Here is a 21,644-nt window from a genome sequence, read left to right on the forward strand (position 1 = left end):
GTAGAAGCTCTCTATAACTTTTCCTACGGCATAGGCAAATATGCAGGATTCGTCGTAGTCTCCGTAGGCATTCAATGAATTTACGTTGAACGATTCCCACATGGAGAAAAACAGAGAATCTTTATCGCCAAAAAATGGCTTGAAGTCTACTAAAATTACAGGAGGATTGCCCGGGACATTCCATCTTCCGATTCTGACTTTGAGTTGCTCGTTCGTCAGGGCATATTCTTTCCATTCGGCAAAAAGGTTCTTATCTTCAATGAAATCGACAGCCGGTTCTTGTTCCCATATATCGGGACCGATAAATATGGCTTTGTCGTCGAAGATTTTTTTGAGGCTAAATGCTTTAGTGGATAAAACGGTATATATTCCGCCAACTTTGTTGCAGACTTCCCAGCTGCTTTCAAATAAATAGGTTGGCGTAGTTGTAGGTGTACTCATGTAAGATTTTTTGTAATCTGTTATATTGTAAACGCAAAGATAATGTATTTTGAGATTTTCTCTTCATATTGAATTATTATTAACAAGGTTTTTGTAGCTTTGTCATTGAATAATTGATTTTTATCATTTAAAAGTTTTCCAGATATGGCAAGTAAAAGATTATTAAAGAAAAACATTGGTTATATAGCCGGTGATTTATTTACAGAAGTGTTGATATGCAAGTTGTTTATCCCTGCTACAGACCAGGATAAGGCAGAGGTGTTGATGACTAGGATCCTCGATATGCAGGATGAATTTGCAAAAAGAGCAAATCGTCCGGATGCCAAAGAGAATAAAAAACGGGTTAAGGAGTATTATTCAAAGCTGATCGCAGATTTGCAGGCGGAAATTAATAGTATCGGTACAGAAATTGCAGAACTGAGCAAAAAAGTAAATGAGAGTCTTACTAAGTAAATTTCTGCTTAATTTAGCGGGTTGGAAGCTGGGACCGGTTGGTGAGGATGTTCCCAAATGCGTAGTGTGCGTAGCTCCTCATACCAGTAATTGGGATTTTATAGTAGGTAAGCTGTTTTATTCGGCTCTTGACCGTGACGCAGGCTTCCTGATTAAAAAAGATTGGTTTTTTTTCCCTTTTAATTTGTTTTTCAGTTGGTTGGGCGGTGTGCCGGTCGACCGTGACAAGCGAACTTCTGTAACTGATCAGATGGTGGAGGAGTTTGCAAAACGGGATTCTTTTCATTTGGGAATAACGCCCGAAGGAACCCGTAAAAAGGTTACAGAATGGAAAAAGGGATTTTATTTTATAGCTCTGAAAGCAAATGTTCCCATTGTATTAGCTTATCTTGACTATGGGAAGAAAGAGGCTGGGGTGAAAGCTATTTTTTACCCTACAGGTGATTTTGAAAAAGATATTGAAACCATACGTTCTTATTATAAAGGTGTTCAAGGCAAAAATGCTGAGAATTTCGTTGAATAAAAGATACGTTAGCTTGTTAACCTTAAATTAATTATTACCGATATGGCAGAAAATTTACGAGTAAGTATGATTCAAACCCATATTATTTGGGAGGATTTGAACGAAAACCTTGGGTACTATGGAGAGTTGCTGCGCCGTATTAGCGGCAAAACAGATTTAGCTGTTTTACCGGAGACCTTTACTACGGGTTTCTCTATGAACGTGGAAGAATTGGCTGATGATGCAGATGGTGTTACTGTTGTCACGGTGAAAAAGTGGGCATCCAACTATCAGATGGCAATTGCAGGAAGTTTTATAGCTAAGGAAAACGGAAAGTTTTATAACCGCGCCTTTTTTATTACCCCCGAGGGTGAAGCCAGTTTTTACGATAAAAGACATCTGTTTCAAATGGGACAGGAGGATCTCCATTTTACACCAGGTAACAAGCGATTGATTGTTTCTTATAAGGGATGGAATATCTGTCTTCTGGTTTGCTATGATTTACGTTTCCCGGTATGGAGCCGTAATGTGAATAATGAGTATGATTTGCTTGTATATTGTGCTAACTGGCCCGAAGCCCGTAAGAAGGTCTGGAAGCTATTGTTGCAGGCAAGAGCCATCGAAAATATGGCCTATGTTTGCGGTGTAAACCGCGTTGGTATAGATGGAAAAGGATTTACTTATCGGGGCGACTCCCTTATTATCTCACCCAAAGGCAAAAAAATAGCCGATGCCGGTAAACGGGAAGAGGTTACCCGCACTGTAACCCTGTCGATGGATGAAGTTACAGAACTGCGTACAAAATTTCCCGCATGGAAAGACGCAGACACTTTTACAATACTTCCCTGAAAGATTAACCATCCGGAAGAAAATATAAAAGGCGCTCTAATATGTTAGAGCGCCTTTTATTATCGTAATATCTGATTACTTCACTTCTTCAAAGTCGACATCAGTTACACCTCCGTCTTGTTTGTTGCTTTGGCTTCCGCCGGCTTGCTGATTGAAGTCAGGTCCCGGTTGTGCACCGCCTTGCTGTGCATTCTGAGCATTGTACATCTCTTGACTGGCAGCCTGGAATACATTGTTTAATTCTGTTGTGGCAGAATCAATTGCAGCTAAGTCCTGAGCTTTGTGGGCCTCTTTCAATTTAGCAAGAGCTGCTTCGATCGGACCTTTCTTATCGGCTGGAAGCTTATCTCCAAACTCTTTCAGCTGCTTCTCAGTATTGAAAATCAAACTGTCTGCATGATTCAGTTTGTCGATACGTTCTTTTTCTTTCTTATCAGCTTCTGCATTTGCAGCGGCTTCATCTTTCATACGTTTGATTTCGTCATCGTTCAGGCCACTTGAAGCTTCGATGCGGATACTCTGCGCCTTGCCTGTAGCTTTGTCTTTAGCCGAAACATTCAAAATACCGTTTGCGTCGATGTCAAATGTTACTTCAATCTGTGGAACACCACGTTGAGCAGCCGGGATACCGTCCAGATTGAATTTACCGATAGATTTATTATCTTTCGCTAACGAGCGTTCTCCTTGAAGAACATGGATTTCAACCGAAGGCTGATTGTCTACTGCTGTTGTAAATGTTTCCGATTTCTTTGTTGGAATTGTAGTGTTTGCCTCAATTAATTTCGTCATAACACCACCCATTGTTTCGATACCTAAAGAAAGAGGAGTAACATCAAGCAAAAGAATATCTTTCACTTCTCCTGAAAGAACACCACCTTGAATTGCAGCACCTACAGCAACTACTTCATCCGGGTTAACTCCTTTTGAGGGAGCTTTGCCAAAGAACTTCTCAACAATTGCCTGAATAGCAGGAATACGGGTTGATCCACCTACCAAAATTACCTCATCAATATCTGAAGTTGATAAGTTGGCATCACTTAATGCTTTACGACAAGGTTCAACACATGCCTGGATCAGTTTATCTGCCAATTGTTCAAATTTAGCACGGCTCAATGTTTTTACCAAGTGTTTTGGCACACCGTTTACCGGCATAATGTAAGGCAAATTAATTTCGGTGCTGGTTGTGCTTGAAAGCTCAATTTTAGCTTTTTCGGCAGCTTCTTTCAATCTTTGTAAAGCCATTGGGTCTTTACGAAGATCGATGCCTTCTTCATTAATAAATTCCTGAGCCAGCCAATCGATAATAACATGGTCGAAATCATCTCCTCCAAGGTGTGTATCACCATTAGTAGATTTTACTTCAAATACACCGTCTCCAAGTTCCAGAATGGAAATATCAAATGTTCCTCCACCAAGGTCAAACACTGCAATTTTCATATCCTTAGATGTCTTATCCAGACCATATGCCAAAGATGCTGCAGTTGGTTCGTTTACGATACGACGAACATTAAGTCCTGCAATCTCTCCTGCTTCTTTAGTCGCCTGACGTTGAGACTCGCTGAAGTAGGCAGGAACTGTAATAACGGCATCTGTTACCTCTTGTCCAAGGTAATCTTCGGCAGTTTTCTTCATTTTTTGAAGTACCATAGCCGAAATCTCCTGTGGAGTATACAGACGACCGTCTATATCAACACGGGGAGTGTTGTTATCGCCACGTACAACTTTATATGAAACGCGTGAGATTTCTTTCTGTACCTGATCAAACGTTTCTCCCATGAAACGCTTAATTGAGAATATTGTCTTTTCAGAGTTTGTAATGGCCTGACGTTTTGCTGGATCACCCACCTTACGTTCGCCACCTTCTACAAATGCAACAATTGAAGGTGTAGTTCTTTTACCTTCGCTGTTAGTAATAACAACCGGTTCGTTACCTTCAAGAACGGCAACACATGAGTTGGTTGTTCCTAAGTCAATACCAATAATCTTTCCCATGATTCTTATTTTATTATTAATTGTTTATTCTTTATCTATCCACCATCTTGTAGGAGGATGGAACAACTATTCAATAACAAATGCTATGCCAAAATCTAAACTTTTACAAAACCTAATAAGAATCTGTCAGAACTTATGTCATTTAGTCAGCTTTGTTTTCTGCCTATTATTAAAAGAAAGACCCTCTGTGGCAACTTCCACAGAGGGTCTTATCGTTATTTGATCTCTTTTTCTTCTAGCATATCCAATTCGTTTTTATCCGGATCGATAAATTTGTATTCCATAAAAGCGAGGCTTTGATTTGGAATGACTTTAAGACCATAGGTGTACTTCATTTTCCACCTCCAACTTAAAGGGAATATTCCCTTGTTAATAAATGCTGCAACATAGGGATGTACGTGCAGAACAAATTTCTTCACATTGTGTTTGTTTACCAAACAATCTATTTTTCCTTCCAGACTTTCCGTAAATAAAATGGAAGGTTTTACTGTGCCTGTTCCAAAACACGTTGGACACGACTCTGTTGTTTCAACGTCCATAGCCGGACGGACCCGCTGACGGGTTATTTGCATAAGACCGAATTTACTTAAGGGCAGTATATTGTGTTTTGCACGATCGCTAGACATTGCCTTGTTCATATGTTCGAACAGCTTTTGCCTGTTGGCAGATTCTGTCATGTCTATGAAGTCGATTACAATGATTCCGCCCATATCGCGGAGGCGAAGTTGGCGGGCTATTTCATCTGCGGCAGAAATATTAACATCAATAGCTGTTTTTTCCTGTGCATCGCTTCCCTTGGATCGATTGCCGCTATTTACGTCAATAACGTGCATCGCTTCGGTATGCTCAATAATAAGGTACGCTCCACTTTTATATGTAACAGTACGTCCAAATAGCGATTTGATCTGTTTGGTTATTGCAAAATTATCAAAAATGGGAAGCTCGCCCGTATATAACTGTACGATATCAGATCTTCCCGGAGCAATTAAACTAACATAATCTTTTACACTATTATAAAAGTCCGTATCATTTACATAAATGTGTTGAAATGATGGATTGAATATATCACGAAGTAGCGCTACTGTTCTTCCTGTTTCTTCGTAAACAATAGAAGGAGCTTTAGCTTTAGGTACTTTTACAATATTATCTTCCCATCGTTTCAATAATGTCTTTAACTCATGATCAAGTTCGGCTACGCGTTTTCCTTCCGAAGAAGTACGAACAATTACACTAAAGTTTTTAGGCTTAATGCTTTGGATAAGCTGACGTAAACGAGCTCTTTCTTCGCTTGATTTTATTTTTTGTGAAACGGAAACCTTATCAGAAAATGGGATCAGTACTATATATCTTCCTGCAAAAGACAGTTCGGATGTAAGACGTGGCCCTTTTGTTGATATCGGTTCTTTTGCAATTTGAACTAACACCTCCTGTCCAACTTTCAACACATCACTGATACTTCCTTCTTTTTCAATCTCCGGAAGAATCTGTATTTTTGAAAAGACCGGTAATTTCTTTTGGTCGCTTAAAGCTTGCTTAAGAAATTTTTGTTGGGTGTTAAAATTTGGACCTAAGTCCAGATAGTGAAGAAATGCATCCTTTTTATACCCTACATCAATGAATGCAGCATTCAGCCCGGGCATAAGCTTCTTTACTTTTCCCAGATAGATATCACCTACTGCATACGATAAGTTTCTGGCTTCTTTCTGAAGCTCAACCAGATTCTTATCCTCCAGTATGGCTATTGATACCTCTTTTGGCTGTACATCTACTACTAATTCACTAATCACAATAAAGAGGATTTTTTTAATTAGACCTTCTTAAATACGCAAAGAACAAACTTAAAAGGTCACAATTAAGTTTGTTCTTTAGAGTTACTTTACCTAGACTTATTTTTTCTTATGTCTATTCTTTTTCAGTCTCTTTTTGCGCTTGTGCGTAGACATCTTATGTCTCTTTCTTTTCTTTCCGCTTGGCATCGCTTTTAAATTTTAATTAAACGTATAATAATTATTTTTTTACTTAACTTCGTTCAGGAATGTTTTTGCTGGTTTAAACGACGGAATATTATGTTCCGGAATAATGATTGTCGTGTTTTTGGAAATATTACGAGCTGTTTTTTGAGCTCTTTTCTTGATTACGAAACTTCCAAATCCTCTTAAGTATACATTGTCTCCTTGTGATAGAGAATTCTTTACGATATCCATAAAAGATTCAACGCTTGCTAATACCGTTGCTTTGTCAATACCGGTATTTTTAGAAATCTCGCTAACAATATCCGCTTTAGTCATGTCTATAAATTAATTAAATGTTTTGACCTATTAATTTTTTGGAATGCAAATATATAGCTTTTTATTGAACCTAAAAAGCATTGTATCTCTATTTTTTAGAAAAAAGATTTATCGCAATCCATTTTATATCTGTAAGTTTGCGTTGCCCATTGATAAATTGGAAGGGTTTACATATTGAATTTATTGTATGAAACAAACTGATAAAGATATAGAAATAAGCACGATGCTTGTAGATTGGTATAAAGAAAACCAAAGAGATTTGCCCTGGCGACAAACAACGGATCCATATAAAATCTGGATCTCAGAAATTATTCTCCAGCAGACCCGGGTTGTTCAGGGATTAGATTACTATTATAGGTTTATTGACCGTTTTCCAACTGTTGATGCTTTAGCTGCAGCTTCCGAGGAAGAGGTTCTGAAGTATTGGCAAGGACTCGGTTATTACAGCAGAGCACGTAATTTGCATGCCAGTGCCCAATATATTATGTTACACTGTGGTGGGATTTTCCCCTCATCCTATGAGACAATCTTGTCCCTCAAAGGTATTGGAGAGTATACCGCAGCTGCTATTGCCTCTTTTGCCTGGAATATGCCATATCCGGTTGTTGATGGAAATGTTTACAGGGTTTTCTCAAGGCTATTTGCTTTAGATACTCCAATTGATACCGGCAAGGGAAAGAAAGAATTCTATGAATTGGCAAATATGTTGATTAATCCATCTAACGCGTCGATGCACAACCAGGCGGTGATGGATTTTGGTGCATTGGTTTGTACCCCTCAGGCTCCATCCTGTACGTCGTGCCCATTTCAGCATAAATGTCTTGCCTTTGCTGGAGGAAATGTACTGGATTATCCCGTTAAACAGCATAAAACGAAAAGCAGAAATCGTTACTTTAACTATTTTCATATTGAATGGAACGATCGGACATTCTTAAGCAGACGTGATAAAAGTGATATATGGAAAGGATTATATGAGTTTCCCTTGATTGAAACCGGACAATCTGTCAATTTTACTGAATTAAGTAATTTGCCAGACTTTAAAGCCATATTTGGTTTTCAAACGCCTCTTGATATAACGTTAATGTTAAATGAAAAAAAACACGTATTATCGCATCAGGTTATTTATGCCAATTTTTATAAAGTCCGAATCTCAAACAAAGATTCGACATTGGATAAGTTTATCGAAATAAATTCATCAGAATTGGATAATTATGCAATTTCAAGATTGACTCATATTTATTTTGATAAACTGGCTGAAAGCTTTGCTAATTGAGCAAAAATTATTTTCTTTGTGTACTAATTAATAAATAGAAGCTTATGTCTTTGAATAAAGTAATATTAATCGGAAACGTTGGTAAGGATCCGGATGTAAGATATTTTGATAGCGGTAGTGCAGTTGCCAATTTTCCGATGGCTACATCAGAAAGAGGATACACTTTGTCAAACGGAACGGTTGTACCGGAGCGTACAGAGTGGCATAATATTGTGGTTCGTAGAGATCAGGTCCAGTTTGTTGAAAAGTGGGTGAAGAAGGGGTCAATGGTGTATGTTGAAGGGAAGATACGTACCCGTACATATGATGATCAAAATGGAATAAAACGATATCTGACAGAGATTCATGCGGACAGAGTAGAGTTTTTTAGCTCGGGTCGTCCTGCCGAAAGTGCTACTCAGCCGGCAGCTACAACTGCTCAGCAGCCAATGCAGAATCAACCATCAACTGCATATTCGCAACCAATGGCTCAACAGAATCCTTCTCTGGAAGGAAATAATAGTGAGGATGATTTACCATTCTAATAATATCGTATTTTTGTAAGGCAGTTTTAAAACATTGTAAACTTTTGAAACTGCCTTTATTGTTTAACTAAAATATATCCACTTGGACTCTGATTATTTTTTATCGGAATTTTTTAATGAAATAGGTATGCATACCCTTGCTACAGGGCCTGTTGTAGCTTTAGTATTGGCATTATTTCTTTTGTTTATATCTGCTTTTATATCTGCTTCGGAGATTGCTTTTTTTTCTTTGGAACAGGATGAATTAAATACAATACGCAAAGGAGAGCATTCATCAGATAATACGATCCAATATTTTCTTAAGAATCCGGCCTATTTGTTAGCGACGATTTTAGTCCTGAACAACCTTGTAAACGTAACTGTTGTAATGCTTTGTGCATATGGACTGAATTCTATTTTTGCTTTGCCATATATTTCTGGAGGGTCGATAGTCGTTCAGATCGCAGTAATTACTTTTTTACTCCTGCTTTTCGGCGAAATTATACCTCGAATATACGCATCAAAGAATTCGTTACGGTTTGTAAGAAAATCTGCTCCGGCATTGAGTGCTGCAGTAAAAGTAATCCGGCCTGTTGCTAAAATACTTGTATCTTCAACAGATATGATTAATAAGATGTTGGCAAAGAAGAGAAACGAGCTTTCTGTTGATGATTTATCTATGGCATTGGAGTTAACTTCGAGTGAAATACCAGAAGAAAAAGAGATGCTTGCCGATATAATAAAGTTTTATAGCAAAACTGCCAAAGAGATTATGACCTCAAGGCTTGATATGGAGGACATAGAGATTAAAGCGGATTTTCGTTTTGTAATAGATTCAATTATTAAAACCGGCTATTCCCGCATTCCGGTTTTTTCTGGAACAGAAGATAATATAAGGGGAATTCTATACATAAAAGATCTTTTGCCTTACCTGGATAAACCAGCTGCTTTTCGTTGGCAAAGCCTTATTCGCCCCGCTTATTTTGTGCCTGAAACAAAAAAAATAGATGATTTACTGGAGGAGTTCCGTACCAATAAAATTCACATGGCCATTGTTGTTGATGAGTTTGGGGGAACTTCCGGTTTGGTAACAATGGAAGATATTCTTGAAGAGATTGTCGGTGATATATCTGACGAATACGATGAGGAAGAAAAACAGTATTCATTGTTATCGGACGGCAGTTATATTTTTGAGGCTAAAATTCAATTGTCTGATTTTTTCAGGGTGGTGAATGTAAATGAGGATGAATTTGGTTCTCTTACCGAAGAAGTTGAAACCTTAGCCGGATTACTTCTCGAAATAAAAGGTGACCTGCCGGAGCGAAGAGAGATTATCGACTATAAACAATACCGTTTTCAGGTATTGGAGGCTGATAATCGTCGAATTTTAAAAGTGAAATATACCCTGTTGACGGAATAGAATAGCTTTTCGTTCATAAAATTTAAATGAATAAAAAATGCCGTTGCTTGTAGAACATAGCTTGCCTCTTTGGGGAATATGGAAGATTGAAGAATCTTCAGATGAGTTGTTGAAGTTATTGGAAAATAAGCAACCCTATTATTCATTTGTTACAGATACGATGACTGAAGCTAGAAAGCGCGAATGGTTGGCCTCAAGAGTTCTTGTTAAACGATTGCTTGGATTTGAACCTGATATTTCCTATACCGATGCCGGAGCTCCGTTCTTGGTTGGCTTATCCAAAAGGATTAGTATCTCTCATACAAAAGGGTTTGCTGCAGTGATTTTGTCTGATAACCCTGCTGCAGGTATAGATATTGAATATATGTCAGATCGGGTTAAAAAGATCCGTACCCGTTTTATGTCGGCTTCCGAAGACTCTCAAATTGATGCGCATTATGAAACAGAACATTTACTTGTTTATTGGAGCGCTAAAGAAACACTTTTCAAGATGATAGGGCAATCGGATGTGGATTTTAAGGAACATCTTCAAATTCATCCGTTCCAATATTCGAATGAAGGAGTATTTTTAGCAACAGAAAGGCGCACAAAAAAAAATGAATCATTTAAAATTCATTTTTTTGTTACACAAGAATTTGTGTTGACCCGAAGCGAGTAGTTTAATTTATTTTTGCCATATCTCCCAGGCAGCAAAGGCCTGAAGTAGTAACATCTCTAAACCGTTTTTTACTACAGCTCCCTGTTCTTTACCTTTTTTCATAAAAAGAGTTTCGTCGGGATTGTATAGCAAATCGTAAAGCAAATGATTGGGAGTTACTAAATCGTATGGAATATCAGGACATTCATTTATATTCGGAAACATTCCAACAGGAGTCGTATTGATAATTACGGTGTACTTTTCCATGGTTTTGGGAGTTATCTCGTTATAGGTAATACAGAAATCCTGAGGTTTCCTGGATACGAATGTGGCTCCGACCCCCATTTGTTTTAACCCCTGGAAAACGGCTTTCGAAGCACCCCCGGTTCCTAAGATCAAAGCCTTACGATGGGTGTCATTCAATAAAGGCTCAATCGACTTCTTGAATCCTATAATATCCGAATTGTATCCCTTTAGTTTGGTTTTGCCAAAAAAACCTTTACTGAATTTTATCACATTAACAGCACCAATGAGTCTGGCATCTTCGTCGATGTCATCCAATAGTGGTATTATTTGCGTTTTATAGGGTAAAGTAACGTTTAGACCGCACAAATCAGGGTTTTCCTTTATAACATTTTTAAATTCTTTGATATTTGGAATCTCAAAGTTAACATATTCAGCATCAATCTTTTCAATTTCAAACTTTTGATTAAAGTAAGCTTTAGAAAATGAATGGCTGAGAGGGTAGCCTATTAAACCGTATTTTTGCATAAGAGATATAATGATATTATTTGATTCCTGTATACATAGAACAAATTCCAAACGTAAATGTACAGAATTTAGCCTCTTTAAAACCACATTTAGTCAGAATGGCTGTCATATCCTTACCTTGAGGAACGACTTTTATTGATGCAGGCAGATAGTGATAAGCTGTTTTTTCTTTTGAAAGAAAACGACCTATAAATGGAATAACTGTGTTTGAGTAAATTTTGTAAAGTTGTTTCATGGGAAAATGCGCAGGAGTTGAAAGCTCCAATATCATAACATGACCTCCGGGACGAAGAACTCTGTACATTTCCGAAATGCCTTTTTCAATATTTTCAAAATTACGAACACCAAATGCTGCAGTAATTGCATCGAACGAATTTTCTTCATAGGAGAGATTCAAACAATCCTGTTGTTCAAAAAGGATAGTGGACGACAATCCTAAATCAGCTACTTTCTTTCTTCCTACATCCATCATCCCTTCCGAAATATCGGCTCCGATAATTTTGTTTGGAGCTAACATTTTATAAATCGAAATAGCCAGATCTCCTGTTCCGGTAGCTATATCCAGAACTACCATCGGGGCATATGGTTTTAGAAAACTAATCCCTTTTTTTCGCCAACCTTTATCGATACCAAATGACAATGCATGGTTAAGCAAGTCATAGGTGCCGGCGATTGAATCAAACATTCGCCGGACCTGTGTACTTTTTTGTTCGTCGTTGTTATACGGTAATATTTTTTCTGGACCGTATTCCATTATTTCGACTGAAGATATGACATAACATTCTTTTCAATACGGCTTACCAGATTATCAGTATCCGCTTTCTGAAATTTTTCGCCAACAATATTTTCATAAAGTTCAATATAACGCTCCGATACGCTATCGCAATATTCGGGAGTCATCAAAGGAACTTGCTGACCGGTTTTACCTTGGAAGCCGTTTGCGATTAACCACTGACGAACAAATTCTTTTGAAAGTTGCTTTTGTTCTTCACCTTTTTCGAAACGTTCTTCGTAACCTTCTGCATAAAAATAGCGTGATGAGTCCGGAGTGTGGATTTCGTCAATCAGATAGATCTTACCGTCTTTTTTACCAAACTCATATTTTGTGTCAACCAGGATAAGGCCTTTTTCTGCTGCCATTTCAGTTCCACGCAAGAACAAAGCCATTGTGTACTTTTCAAGCATCTCATAATCTTCTTTCGATACAAGACCTTGTTCTATAATTTCTTCTCTCGAAATATTCTCATCATGTCCTTCATCTGCTTTCGTTGTTGGAGTAATAATCGGAGTTGGGAATTTTTGATTTTCTTTCATGCCTTCTGGTAAAGCTACACCACACAACGTACGGGCGCCAGCTTTATATTCTCTCCATGCACTACCTGTAAGGTATCCACGTATCACCATTTCTACACGGAATCCTTCACACATGAGGCCTACGGTTACCATTGGATCTGGTGTTGCCTGTTTCCAGTTCGGAACAATGTCTTGTGTGGCATCCAGAAATTTGGAAGCAATCTGGTTTAATACTTGTCCTTTGTAAGGAATACCTTCCGGTAAAACCACATCAAATGCCGAGATACGGTCGGTTGCCACCATTACCAGCAAATCGTCATTGATGTTATACACATCACGAACTTTACCATGATATACACTCTTCTGTCCTGGGAAATTGAAATCTGTTCTAACTAACGCCTTCTTCATAACCTTATTTATTTTGAGAATCTTCGTTTATAAATTGCCTTTTTTCTTCACGTTCGGCAGCTCGTTTCGCATCGTGTTTTTCGTAAGCCTCCACAATCCGTTTTACGAGTTTATGCCTTACTATATCTTTTTTATTAAATTCAATTTTGCCAATACCTGAAACACCTTTCAAGATTTTCATAGCTTGTATAAGACCAGACGTAGCAGTAGGAGGCAGGTCAATCTGCGTAATATCTCCGGTAACTATCATCTTGGCATTTATGCCTAGCCTTGTAAGAAACATTTTTATCTGGTGAGTTGTTGTGTTTTGAGCTTCATCCAGAATAATTACAGCATCATTGAGCGTGCGTCCGCGCATGTATGCCAAAGGAGCAATCTGAATAATATTGTTTTCCATATATTCCTTTAACTTGGCCCCCGGAATCATTTCCTGAAGCGCATCATATAAAGGTTGCAGATATGGATCCAATTTATCTTTCATCTCGCCGGGAAGGAATCCAAGCTTTTCTCCAGCCTCAACAGCCGGTCGGCTTAATATAATCTTTTTTACCTCTTTGTTTTTTAGAGCCTTGACTGCAAGAGCAATTGCAACGAAGGTTTTGCCGGAGCCTGCAGGTCCGGTTGCGAAAACAAGATCGTTTTCTTGAAAAGCCTCCACCAGAAGTTGTTGATTGGGGGTGCGGGCAACAATGGCCTTTCCATTCATCCCATGAATAATCAGGTTCTCCTGCTTTACGACCGGAGGTGTATTGCCCTTAATGATATCAAGAATAATATCTTCAGTCAACGAATTATATTCTTCACAGTATTTTTCCACTTCGCGTATCTTCTTGAGGAAGAGTTCGGATTCGTCTTCGTCTCCGATTACTTTCATAACATTTCCGCGTGCAACTATGCGTAATTTGGGGAACAGCGTTTTAATCAGCTGCATGTTTGAGTTGTTTACTCCGTAAAAAATGACCGGATCTACACTCTCAAGAATATATATGCGTTCAATCATTCAGTGTTTATTCTAATCTTCTGTTTTTTGGAATTACAAAAGTAATAATAATCTCAATCAGTTGTTGTATCCGCGCTTTTTATTTGCTTTTTATATTATGGTCCTTTTATTAATTTTAGTTTTTATTATATTTGCATTGAAAAACTAAAAAATGAAACGAGCGTTAATTGTCCGAAGGCCAAAAACTTTTCCATTTAACAAGCTCCTTTTCTGTAATATAAATAATAAGTATGAAAATAAATAATAAGCTTCTGCTATTGCTTTTAACAATCTCTTTTACAACTATCTTCTATTCATGCAACGAAAAACGCGGCGAATTAAAACGCATTTGGTTTAAAGGAAGCTATAACCGGGATTTTAATGATTTAAACGATCTTCATCTTTCTTCTGCATTAAAAATAGGAATAGAGCCGGTTTCTTCCAGAGAAGAAGCTGAACATGCTTCACGCAAAATGGAAGAAATAACCACCAACGATTATTACGAAGTGGAAGAGCTCACACACTCAATTCCTTTTCTTGTCCCGGAGGCAGCCGAACTTCTGGAGGAAATAGGACGTAATTTTCAGGACTCACTGACTAATCATAATGCCTCAATTTATAAAATAAAGGTAACCAGTATTACTCGTACAGTTGATGATATTAAAAAGCTTAGAAAAAGGAATTTAAACTCTTCGCTAAATTCGGCTCACCAATACGGAACTACTTTCGATGTTTCGTGGAACCGTTTTGTCAAAATAGACGAAACAGATACGCTCTCAATACCGAAAGAAGATCTTAAAATGGTTTTAGCTATGGTTTTAAGGGATTTGCAAAAGGCGGATCGTTGTTATGTTAAACACGAGCGTAAGCAAGGTTGTTTTCACATTACAGCCCGTTAATTAAATAGCTGAATCATCAGTAATCCCAATCCAACAGCCACACCTGTGGCAATTAGTCCCGGCATCATAAATGAGTGGTTTAGTACGTATTTGCCAATACGTGTGGTACCTGTACGATCAAAATTAATAGCTGCGACAACAGTTGGGTAATTGGGTACAAAGAAATATCCGTTTACTGCAGGAAATAAGGCAATAAGCATATAGGGCGAAATTCCCAAAGCTATACCTAATGGAAGCAGGGCTCTGATGGTTGCGGCCTGACTGTAAAGCAAGATGGACATTATAAACAAAGCAAAACCGAACAACCAAGGCATTTGAGTAACAACACCCTCAATCGCACCTCTTAATTCAGCCATATTTCCTGCAATAAAGGTATCTCCCATCCAGGCAATACCGAAAATAGCTACTACAGCTTGCATACCAGCCATAAAAACAGATCCTTGGGCTGCTTTAACCCCATCGGTTTTAGTAGTCAGAAGAATTAGAGCGGCGGCAGATAGCATACAGATTTCGATAATAGCACTCATTCCCAGGGTTATGCTTTCTCCATTGGTGGTGAATGTGGGTCGCAGACTTTCAAATGATCCGAAAAGGACGATACAAAGGGTTGAGAAAATAAAGATGCCAACAGAGATAGCCGCTTTTGTTCTGTTTTTTACATCAGTCAACTCAAGTTTGCGCTCGTCAAATTCGCCTAAACTTACTCTTCTTTTGAATTCAGGATCATCCATTAACTCTTTCCCAACGCGAAGTGAAAAAAAAGCGCCAATAAGAATTCCAGCCAATGTACATGGCACCGTTATCTTCAGTATGTCAAATAAGGAAATATCAAAACCAGATAACATACTTAGCAGGGCAACGGTGGCTGCAGATATCGGACTTGCAGTAATTGCCTGTTGTGATGCAATAACTGCTATACCGAGAGGACGTTCAGGACGTATTTTTGTTTCAGTCGCTACTTCTGCGATCACTGGCAAAACCGAGTAGGCCACATGGCCGGTGCCGGCAATGAATGTAAAAAGATAGGTTACGATAGGACTTAATATCGTTATCTGTGCAGGATTTTTCCGAAGTAGTTTTTCGGCAAGCTTTACCATCAGATCAAGTCCTCCGGCAGCCTGCATGCAACCTGCCGCCGCAATAACGGCAACAATCATAAGCATCACATCGATAGGGGGTGAGGTGGGGGCAAGTCCGAATCCGAAAGTAAGAACCGCTAATCCGAGTCCTCCCAGAATTCCAAGACCGATACCTCCGAGCCTTGCACCTAGTATTATAGCTGTTAAAACGAAAGCAAGTTGGATAAACATGGTGTTTTTTGTTATATGAATTTGTTTAAAGGTGCAAATTTAGCTATTTTTGTTGCGAAACAAGAAACTAATATTTAAACAATCAGTATCAAGCATGAGAAAAATTAATCTGGCATTATTTTGTTGGTTATGTATTCTGTCGGCAACTATGGCACAGGTACGGACCGAAATTCTTCTTGAAAAGAACTGGAAATTTACCAGAGAAGATAATTCCGGGGCAATCAATCCCGAATTTGATGATAGTAAGTGGCAGACTGTTACAGTGCCTCACGATTGGGCGATTTACGGTCCTTTCAGTTCACAAAATGATAAACAAGAGGTAGCCATAACCCAGGATGGTCAAAAGGAAGCCTTAGAACATGCCGGCCGTACAGGCGGACTTCCATTTGTTGGTGTTGGCTGGTACCGTACTTCTTTTCAACTTCCTCAGTTTACAAAAGGAAAAAAAGCTTCCATACTTTTTGATGGAGCTATGAGCCATGCGAATGTCTATATAAATGGAAAGAAGGTAGGCTACTGGCCTTACGGCTATAATTCATTCCATTTTGATATAACAGAATTCCTCAAACCGGGAGAAAAAAATACGATAGCCGTTCGTTTGGAAAACTATCCTGAGTCTTCACGTTGGTATCCCGGAGCCGGTATTTACCGGAATGTACATGTTATAGTAACAGAAGATGCCCACATTCCTATCTGGGGTACGCAGATTACTACGCCAGTTATTACAAAAGAATTTGCGAAGGTAAATGTGAAGACAAAACTAGTCCGTCCGTCTGCCTCGGCACCTGATCAATACAGACTGGTAACAGCATTGAAAGATGAGCAGGGACGAACAGTCGCATCTCAGGAAAAAGTTCTTTCGTCTTACGACCAAGATCTTTTTACCCAGGAACTGTTTGTTGAAAACCCAGTATGCTGGGATACAGAAAATCCGGTTTTATACACTGCCGAATCCAAGCTGTATCAGGGGAATATTGAGAAAGATGTATATACAACTACTTTTGGAATCAGATCTATTGAGGTAATCCCCGACAAAGGGTTTTTCCTGAATGGCAAGCGAACTGTATTTAAAGGTGTTTGTAATCATCACGATCTCGGACCGTTAGGAGCTGCCGTAAACGATGCCGCAATTCGCAGACAAATCCGTATTCTTAAAGATATGGGATGTAACGCGATCCGTACATCACATAATATGCCTGCCCCCGAATTGGTACGTGCCTGCGATGAGATGGGGATGATGGTGATGGCCGAATCATTCGACGAATGGAAACACCCCAAGGTAAAGAACGGTTACAATCATCTGTTTGATGAATGGGCCGAAAAAGATATGGTGAATCTGCTGCATAACTATCGCAACAGCGCCAGTCTGGTTATGTGGTGTATCGGAAACGAAGTACCGGAGCAAGGAATTGAAGGCGGCTCTAAAATAGGCCGTTTCCTTCAGGATATCTGTCACCGCGAAGATCCCACACGTCCAGTTACTCAGGGGATGGATCAGCCGCAACATGTACTTAACAATAACTTTGCAGCAGTAATGGAAGTGGCCGGATTTAACTACCGTCCTCATATGTACCAGGAAGCTTATAAAAAACTGCCGCAACAGATAGTATTGGGAAGCGAAACCGCATCAACTGTTAGCTCACGCGGTGTATATAAATTCCCGGTAGTAAGAGCCTCCATGAAGACATACGACGACCACCAGAGTTCTTCTTACGATGTTGAACATTGCGGATGGTCTAACCTGCCGGAAGACGACTTTATCCAGCACGAAGACCTGCCTTACGCCATTGGCGAATTTGTGTGGACAGGTTTCGACTATTTGGGTGAGCCAACACCTTATTATACCAACTGGCCAAGTCACAGCAGCTTATTTGGTATTATAGACCTTGCCGGTATTCCAAAAGACCGTTACTACCTGTACCGCAGTCATTGGAATTCTAAAGAAGAAACGTTGCATATCCTGCCTCACTGGAACTGGAAAGGACGTGAAGGAGAAGTAACGCCAATTTTCGTTTATACCAACTATCCTTCTGCAGAGGTGTTCATCAATGGAAAGAGTCAGGGTAAACGCACCAAAGATCTTACCAAAACAGTACACAACACCGGTAGTAAAGAATCGCAGGAAGCATTCGAGCGTCAGCAACGCTATCGTCTGATGTGGATGGATACGAAGTACGAACCCGGTACGGTAAAAGTTGTTGCATACGATGAAAACGGAAAAGCTGTTGCCGAAAAGGAAATTCGTACTGCTGGAAAGCCTCATCGTATTGAACTGTCGGCCGATCGCAGCGAATTGTCGGCCAATGGAAAAGACTTGTCATTCATCAATGTGAGAGTGGTCGATAAGGATGGTAACCTGATTCCGGATGCCACCAATCAGATTGAATTTAAAGTGAAAGGAGCAGGATCTTATCGTGCTGCAGCCAACGGAAACAGTGTAAGTCTGGAGTTGTTCCATCATCCACGTATGAAGCTGTTCAGCGGCCAGCTTACTGCCATCGTTCAATCCGGCGATAAAGCAGGAGAGATTACCTTTGAAGCAACCACGAAGGGACTGAAAGGAGCAAAGCTGAAAATTGTAACAAAATAGTCACACGTTTCTGCTAAAGCATATATGAAAAGGAGAGGGTATCGGTAACACGGTATTCTCTCCTTCTTATTTTTGGAAAAGAAATTGCTACCTTTGCACCATCGTTTAAATAAACAGACAATCAATCGTGAATCGGTATTTTATTTATTTAGGTTACAACGGAAAGAATTACTGTGGATGGCAGGTGCAACCCAATGGAGTAACGGTACAACAATGTCTCGAAGAAGCACTTGGTATATTGCTTCGAAAACCGGTTCCTGTGGTAGGTGCCGGAAGAACAGATGCCGGTGTGCATGCCCGTTTGATGGTAGCCCATTTTGATTGGGAAACAGAAATAACTGATCTTTCTCATTTAGCCGGCAAATTGAACCGTCTGTTGCCCAAAGACATTGCCGTATACAATATTGTTCCTGTAGTATCTGATGCACATGCCCGTTTTTCGGCCACATCACGTACCTACAATTATTATATCACCGATAAGAAAGACCCCTTTAATCACGAAACTGTATATAAACTACCGGTGCAGCCCGATTTTGCAAAAATGAATGAGGCCTGTAAGGAATTATTCAAGTATACAGATTTCACCAGTTTCAGCAAATTACATACCGATGTGAAAACAAACAATTGCAAGATTATGCAAGCCGAATGGAAGCAGGATGGCGATGTTTGGATATTCACCATTCAGGCAGATCGTTTTCTGCGTAACATGGTAAGGGCAATTGTAGGCACGCTCCTTGAGGTAGGACGCGGCAAATTATCTATCCAGGGATTTCGGGATGTAATTGAACAACAAGACCGCTGTAAAGCCGGGACATCCGCACCGGGACATGCCCTTTTTTTGGTGAACGTTACCTACCCGGAGGAACTATTTATTAAAAACAACTAAGATATGTGGTTAGGCTTGGCCTTCGTTTCTGCCTTTTTATTGGGCTGTTACGATATAAATAAGAAGCTTTCTCTTAACGGGAATGCAGTAATTCCAGTGCTATTTTTCAATACTTTAATTTGTAGCATAGTCTTTTTGCCTTTTGTGGTGATCTCGGCATGGAATCCTCAGTTATTGGAGGGAACACTGTTTTACGTACCAAAGGTTCCGTTATATGTACATGGCTATATTATTCTAAAGGCGGTTATCGTGCTTGCATCCTGGCATTTTGCCTATTTTGCAACCAAACATCTGCCACTCACATTAACCGGTCCAATTAAAGCAACTCAGCCGGTAATGACTTTATTAGGAGCATTACTTATTTTTCAGGAGCGGTTAAATGTATATCAATGGATTGGCGTTTCGCTGGCTATCATCTCTTTTTATATGCTCTCTTCGTCCGGCAAAAAAGAAGGGATTCGTTTTACGCACAATAAATGGATCCTTTGCATGGTACTATCGGCAGTTACCGGATCTATGAGTGGTCTGTACGATAAATACCTGATGAGCTTTATCGATCCCATGGCTGTTCAATCCTGGTATAATTTTTATCAATGTATCTTGATGATTTTTGTCCTTGTATTTCTTTGGTATCCCGGCAGGAAGCAAACAACACCTTTTACCTGGCGCTGGAATATCGTACTGATATCTCTATTTCTTTGTGTGGCCGATTTTGTCTATTTCTACGCATTAAGTTTCCCTGATTCTATGATTTCCATTGTATCTATGGTACGAAGAAGCAATGTGTTGGTTACATTTGCAGCCGGAGCGCTGTTCTTCCATGAAAAAAACTTAAAGAACAAAGCTGTCGATCTTTTCTTTGTGTTGTTAGGAATGATATTCTTATATTTGGGGACTAAATAAACAATAAATGAAAAAAATACTATTTGCCTGTTGTTTTATATTTGCATTAACAGCTCTGCGTGCGCAGGAGATGGCTTCTTTGTTCACCGCAATGCCCGATCAATATATTCCTCAGCTTGAAAATGCCTGGCGCAAGGACCTGGTCGATTTATATAATTCGGGAAAAGAGGCAAAACTGAAAAATACAATGGAGGGTTATTCTACACTGAAGAAGCTCACCACCGATTATCTTTTATTGCAGGTAACGGACAACAGCACTATGGAAATAAAGCGCCTTCCTCTTGTAAATAACACCTATATCATCTGCGTGGTTAATACGGTTTTTGGTCCGGCGGCCGACAGTCGTGTGGCATTCTTTACAACAGATTGGAAAAGTCTTGATGCAACAGATTTATATACTCCGGCAACAACCGACTGGTTTTTCAGAGAGGATGCCGACCGCAAAAGCGATGAATTTCTTTTTGCAGCATCCTGGCTGGATATTCAGCTTATACAGTATTCGCTAAGCGAAGACAATTTTACGATGAAGGCTACCTTTACAACACCGCAATACCTGGGTAAAGAAGAACGCGAGAAAGTAGCCCCATTTCTCAAAACAGAACCTCGTATTTATACGTGGGAAAAATCTCACTTCAACTGATAAAAATGAACCTTCCCCAGTCTGAATATACTGCCGGAAGGTTTTTTTTGAAAAAATCACCTCTTCATGTTATGTTTTTTCTTTTACTGCGTCTAATCAGTAAACAATGGAACTGGAAACATTCAAATCGACCGTATTGCCACTTCGGGATAAACTACTAAAGTATTCTGTGAAGCTGACTGACGATGGAGCCGATGCCGAGGATATCGTGCAGGAGGCTTTCCTGAAGCTGTGGTATATCCGCGATCGGCTGGATGGATACCAGAGTGTGGAAGCATTATCGGTTCAGGTGGTAAAGAACCTTTGTCTGGACAAGCTAAGATCAAAGCGTATGGACAGGATGCCTGAAAACAGCGAATCGATCCTTGCAGACACAGTAACCCCCGAACAATTGCTCGAGCAGCACGATGCTGCTGCAATTATCGGCCGACTTATTCAACAGCTGCCCACATTGCAGCAATGTATTATCCGGATGAAAGATGTAGAGGGATACGAATTAAGCGAGATAGCTCAAATTACGGGTACTCAGATAGAATCCGTCCGCGTCAATTTATCCAGAGCCCGTAAAAAAGTAAGGGAACAATTTTTAATGCTAAACAGATAGAAC

General features: G+C 39.5%; 21 protein-coding genes and 1 pseudogene. 13 read left to right on the plus strand and 9 right to left on the minus strand.

All coding sequences use genetic code 11. The annotated features are described in order from the left end of the window. Window positions 1-441, minus strand: a pseudogene (locus AB7E53_RS05940) (glycosyl transferase); the annotation flags it as partial. A gap of 144 nt (window positions 442-585) precedes the next feature. Here AB7E53_RS05940 and AB7E53_RS05945 point away from each other — a divergent pair. The 3 genes from AB7E53_RS05945 to AB7E53_RS05955 are packed head-to-tail and all read left to right on the plus strand — an operon-like array spanning window position 586 to window position 2,245. After that, window positions 586-894 carry a hypothetical protein gene (locus tag AB7E53_RS05945; protein WP_179398638.1) on the plus strand — a complete coding sequence of 103 codons (309 nt, stop codon included), beginning with the start codon at window positions 586-588 and terminating at the stop codon, window positions 892-894. Then, window positions 875-1,417, plus strand: coding sequence for a 1-acyl-sn-glycerol-3-phosphate acyltransferase (locus AB7E53_RS05950; protein WP_179398637.1), 543 nt, complete (start codon window positions 875-877; stop codon window positions 1,415-1,417). Before AB7E53_RS05945 ends, AB7E53_RS05950 begins: the two co-directional genes overlap by 20 nt. Window positions 1,418-1,459: 42 nt before the next feature. Next, on the plus strand, window positions 1,460-2,245 hold the full coding sequence (locus AB7E53_RS05955) for an amidohydrolase (RefSeq protein WP_179398636.1): 786 nt from the start codon (window positions 1,460-1,462) through the stop codon (window positions 2,243-2,245). Window positions 2,246-2,320: 75 nt separating this feature from the next. Here AB7E53_RS05955 and dnaK read toward each other — a convergent pair whose 3' ends face one another. From dnaK to AB7E53_RS05970, 3 genes are all read right to left on the minus strand, one after another. Then, window positions 2,321-4,237, minus strand: a complete 1,917-nt coding sequence (gene dnaK / locus AB7E53_RS05960) for a molecular chaperone DnaK (RefSeq protein WP_068180847.1) — start codon at window positions 4,235-4,237, stop codon at window positions 2,321-2,323. A 215-nt stretch (window positions 4,238-4,452) separates the two neighbouring features. Next, window positions 4,453-6,024 (minus strand): Rne/Rng family ribonuclease, encoded by a 1,572-nt coding sequence (locus tag AB7E53_RS05965; RefSeq protein WP_079683519.1) that lies wholly within the window; start codon window positions 6,022-6,024, stop codon window positions 4,453-4,455. 228 nt (window positions 6,025-6,252) lie between these two features. Further along, window positions 6,253-6,525: an HU family DNA-binding protein gene (locus AB7E53_RS05970; RefSeq protein ID WP_068180855.1), complete on the minus strand. Its 273-nt coding sequence runs from the start codon at window positions 6,523-6,525 to the stop codon at window positions 6,253-6,255. A gap of 187 nt (window positions 6,526-6,712) precedes the next feature. Between AB7E53_RS05970 and mutY the strand changes: the two genes are divergently transcribed. The 4 genes from mutY to AB7E53_RS05990 all read left to right on the plus strand — a co-directional run bounded on the left by mutY (window position 6,713) and on the right by AB7E53_RS05990 (window position 10,379). Next, window positions 6,713-7,798 (plus strand): A/G-specific adenine glycosylase, encoded by a 1,086-nt coding sequence (gene mutY, locus AB7E53_RS05975; RefSeq protein WP_446774713.1) that lies wholly within the window; start codon window positions 6,713-6,715, stop codon window positions 7,796-7,798. A gap of 44 nt (window positions 7,799-7,842) precedes the next feature. Then, entirely contained in the window at window positions 7,843-8,322 is a 480-nt protein-coding gene (locus AB7E53_RS05980; RefSeq protein ID WP_446774715.1) for a single-stranded DNA-binding protein, read from the plus strand. A gap of 82 nt (window positions 8,323-8,404) precedes the next feature. After that, window positions 8,405-9,721, plus strand: a complete 1,317-nt coding sequence (gene gldE, locus AB7E53_RS05985; RefSeq protein ID WP_446774717.1) for a gliding motility-associated protein GldE — start codon at window positions 8,405-8,407, stop codon at window positions 9,719-9,721. A 37-nt stretch (window positions 9,722-9,758) separates the two neighbouring features. Continuing rightward, window positions 9,759-10,379 (plus strand): 4'-phosphopantetheinyl transferase family protein, encoded by a 621-nt coding sequence (locus AB7E53_RS05990; RefSeq protein WP_179398632.1) that lies wholly within the window; start codon window positions 9,759-9,761, stop codon window positions 10,377-10,379. 6 nt (window positions 10,380-10,385) lie between these two features. Here the strand turns inward: AB7E53_RS05990 and AB7E53_RS05995 are convergent, their stop codons facing one another. Genes AB7E53_RS05995 through AB7E53_RS06010 form a run of 4 tightly spaced genes read right to left on the minus strand, consistent with a single transcriptional unit; the run spans window position 10,386 to window position 13,830 of the window. Further along, window positions 10,386-11,129 carry a shikimate dehydrogenase family protein gene (locus AB7E53_RS05995; protein ID WP_079683524.1) on the minus strand — a complete coding sequence of 248 codons (744 nt, stop codon included), beginning with the start codon at window positions 11,127-11,129 and terminating at the stop codon, window positions 10,386-10,388. Between the two features lie 16 nt (window positions 11,130-11,145). Continuing rightward, window positions 11,146-11,883 (minus strand): bifunctional demethylmenaquinone methyltransferase/2-methoxy-6-polyprenyl-1,4-benzoquinol methylase UbiE, encoded by a 738-nt coding sequence (gene ubiE, locus AB7E53_RS06000; protein WP_446774719.1) that lies wholly within the window; start codon window positions 11,881-11,883, stop codon window positions 11,146-11,148. After that, window positions 11,883-12,830 carry a phosphoribosylaminoimidazolesuccinocarboxamide synthase gene (locus AB7E53_RS06005; RefSeq protein WP_079683526.1) on the minus strand — a complete coding sequence of 316 codons (948 nt, stop codon included), beginning with the start codon at window positions 12,828-12,830 and terminating at the stop codon, window positions 11,883-11,885. The genes ubiE and AB7E53_RS06005 overlap by 1 nt, the downstream gene beginning before the upstream one ends. Window positions 12,831-12,834: 4 nt before the next feature. Beyond that, on the minus strand, window positions 12,835-13,830 hold the full coding sequence (locus AB7E53_RS06010; protein ID WP_079683527.1) for a PhoH family protein: 996 nt from the start codon (window positions 13,828-13,830) through the stop codon (window positions 12,835-12,837). A 230-nt stretch (window positions 13,831-14,060) separates the two neighbouring features. Here AB7E53_RS06010 and AB7E53_RS06015 point away from each other — a divergent pair, with 230 nt between their 5' ends. Next, window positions 14,061-14,708 carry a DUF5715 family protein gene (locus AB7E53_RS06015; protein ID WP_068180888.1) on the plus strand — a complete coding sequence of 216 codons (648 nt, stop codon included), beginning with the start codon at window positions 14,061-14,063 and terminating at the stop codon, window positions 14,706-14,708. Here the strand turns inward: AB7E53_RS06015 and AB7E53_RS06020 are convergent. Continuing rightward, window positions 14,705-16,018, minus strand: a complete 1,314-nt coding sequence (locus AB7E53_RS06020; RefSeq protein WP_446774721.1) for an anaerobic C4-dicarboxylate transporter family protein — start codon at window positions 16,016-16,018, stop codon at window positions 14,705-14,707. The genes AB7E53_RS06015 and AB7E53_RS06020 overlap by 4 nt on opposite strands. A 94-nt stretch (window positions 16,019-16,112) precedes the next feature. On the opposite strand from AB7E53_RS06020, the gene AB7E53_RS06025 reads away from it, so the two are divergent. The 5 genes from AB7E53_RS06025 to AB7E53_RS06045 all read left to right on the plus strand — a co-directional run bounded on the left by AB7E53_RS06025 (window position 16,113) and on the right by AB7E53_RS06045 (window position 21,641). After that, window positions 16,113-18,608: a DUF4982 domain-containing protein gene (locus tag AB7E53_RS06025; RefSeq protein WP_446774723.1), complete on the plus strand. Its 2,496-nt coding sequence runs from the start codon at window positions 16,113-16,115 to the stop codon at window positions 18,606-18,608. Between the two features lie 127 nt (window positions 18,609-18,735). Next, the gene (gene truA / locus AB7E53_RS06030; RefSeq protein WP_068180896.1) at window positions 18,736-19,494 is read left to right on the plus strand and encodes a tRNA pseudouridine(38-40) synthase TruA; all 759 of its coding nucleotides are present in this window, start codon (window positions 18,736-18,738) and stop codon (window positions 19,492-19,494) included. Window positions 19,495-19,497: 3 nt separating this feature from the next. Next, window positions 19,498-20,397 (plus strand): EamA family transporter, encoded by a 900-nt coding sequence (locus tag AB7E53_RS06035; RefSeq protein ID WP_446774725.1) that lies wholly within the window; start codon window positions 19,498-19,500, stop codon window positions 20,395-20,397. Window positions 20,398-20,404: 7 nt separating this feature from the next. Further along, the gene (locus AB7E53_RS06040; RefSeq protein ID WP_079683532.1) at window positions 20,405-21,037 is read left to right on the plus strand and encodes a DUF3256 family protein; all 633 of its coding nucleotides are present in this window, start codon (window positions 20,405-20,407) and stop codon (window positions 21,035-21,037) included. Between the two features lie 106 nt (window positions 21,038-21,143). Next, window positions 21,144-21,641 (plus strand): RNA polymerase sigma factor, encoded by a 498-nt coding sequence (locus AB7E53_RS06045; RefSeq protein ID WP_446774727.1) that lies wholly within the window; start codon window positions 21,144-21,146, stop codon window positions 21,639-21,641. Window positions 21,642-21,644 lie beyond the last annotated feature (3 nt).

It is taken from the genome of Macellibacteroides sp., from assembly GCF_050251695.1.
GTDB lineage: Bacteria > Bacteroidota > Bacteroidia > Bacteroidales > Tannerellaceae > Macellibacteroides > Macellibacteroides fermentans.

Excerpts from the sequence above, each read along its gene's own strand:
- AB7E53_RS05945 (WP_179398638.1), top strand. The coding sequence starts at position 586 with ATGGCAAGTAAAAGATTATTAAAGAAAAACATTGGTTATATAGCCGGT.
- AB7E53_RS05950 (WP_179398637.1), top strand. The coding sequence starts at position 875 with ATGAGAGTCTTACTAAGTAAATTTCTGCTTAATTTAGCGGGTTGGAAG.
- AB7E53_RS05955 (WP_179398636.1), top strand. The coding sequence starts at position 1,460 with ATGGCAGAAAATTTACGAGTAAGTATGATTCAAACCCATATTATTTGG.
- dnaK (WP_068180847.1), bottom strand. The coding sequence starts at position 4,237 with ATGGGAAAGATTATTGGTATTGACTTAGGAACAACCAACTCATGTGTT.
- AB7E53_RS05970 (WP_068180855.1), bottom strand. The coding sequence starts at position 6,525 with ATGACTAAAGCGGATATTGTTAGCGAGATTTCTAAAAATACCGGTATT.
- mutY (WP_446774713.1), top strand. The coding sequence starts at position 6,713 with ATGAAACAAACTGATAAAGATATAGAAATAAGCACGATGCTTGTAGAT.
- AB7E53_RS05980 (WP_446774715.1), top strand. The coding sequence starts at position 7,843 with ATGTCTTTGAATAAAGTAATATTAATCGGAAACGTTGGTAAGGATCCG.
- AB7E53_RS05990 (WP_179398632.1), top strand. The coding sequence starts at position 9,759 with ATGCCGTTGCTTGTAGAACATAGCTTGCCTCTTTGGGGAATATGGAAG.
- AB7E53_RS05995 (WP_079683524.1), bottom strand. The coding sequence starts at position 11,129 with ATGCAAAAATACGGTTTAATAGGCTACCCTCTCAGCCATTCATTTTCT.
- ubiE (WP_446774719.1), bottom strand. The coding sequence starts at position 11,883 with ATGGAATACGGTCCAGAAAAAATATTACCGTATAACAACGACGAACAA.
- AB7E53_RS06005 (WP_079683526.1), bottom strand. The coding sequence starts at position 12,830 with ATGAAGAAGGCGTTAGTTAGAACAGATTTCAATTTCCCAGGACAGAAG.
- AB7E53_RS06010 (WP_079683527.1), bottom strand. The coding sequence starts at position 13,830 with ATGATTGAACGCATATATATTCTTGAGAGTGTAGATCCGGTCATTTTT.
- AB7E53_RS06015 (WP_068180888.1), top strand. The coding sequence starts at position 14,061 with ATGAAAATAAATAATAAGCTTCTGCTATTGCTTTTAACAATCTCTTTT.
- AB7E53_RS06020 (WP_446774721.1), bottom strand. The coding sequence starts at position 16,018 with ATGTTTATCCAACTTGCTTTCGTTTTAACAGCTATAATACTAGGTGCA.
- AB7E53_RS06025 (WP_446774723.1), top strand. The coding sequence starts at position 16,113 with ATGAGAAAAATTAATCTGGCATTATTTTGTTGGTTATGTATTCTGTCG.
- AB7E53_RS06035 (WP_446774725.1), top strand. The coding sequence starts at position 19,498 with ATGTGGTTAGGCTTGGCCTTCGTTTCTGCCTTTTTATTGGGCTGTTAC.
- AB7E53_RS06040 (WP_079683532.1), top strand. The coding sequence starts at position 20,405 with ATGAAAAAAATACTATTTGCCTGTTGTTTTATATTTGCATTAACAGCT.
- AB7E53_RS06045 (WP_446774727.1), top strand. The coding sequence starts at position 21,144 with ATGGAACTGGAAACATTCAAATCGACCGTATTGCCACTTCGGGATAAA.